Annotated in this window: 1 protein-coding gene; it reads left to right on the top strand. The window is 52.7% G+C overall.

The window, feature by feature from the left end; genetic code table 11:
- Positions 1-243: transposase (locus WG929_RS21205; RefSeq protein ID WP_494517122.1), on the top strand; the 243-nt coding region annotated here is incomplete at both ends.

The following is a 243-nucleotide window of genomic DNA, read 5'->3' as shown; positions in this document are numbered from 1 at the left end:
GTGAGTTAGGGGAACTGCTGCGCCGTGAAAAATTGTATTCCAATCAACTGTCTCAATGGCGTCGGGAACGGGATGAGCGAGGGCTGGATGGTCTGAAAAAATCCGCCCCAGGTCCCGCGCCAAAGAAGACCGCTGAGCAAAAACGTATCGAACAGCTCGAACAAGAGAACGACCGGCTACGCAAGCAGATCGAGATTCAGAATGGCTGCCTGACGCTCCAAAAAAAAGCCTTGGATCTACTGG

This window comes from Oceanobacter antarcticus, from assembly GCF_044962685.1.
Classification (GTDB): domain Bacteria; phylum Pseudomonadota; class Gammaproteobacteria; order Pseudomonadales; family Oceanobacteraceae; genus Oceanobacter; species Oceanobacter antarcticus.
Note: the sequence above shows the minus strand (reverse complement) of the source record. Positions and strands in the feature narration are given on the sequence as shown.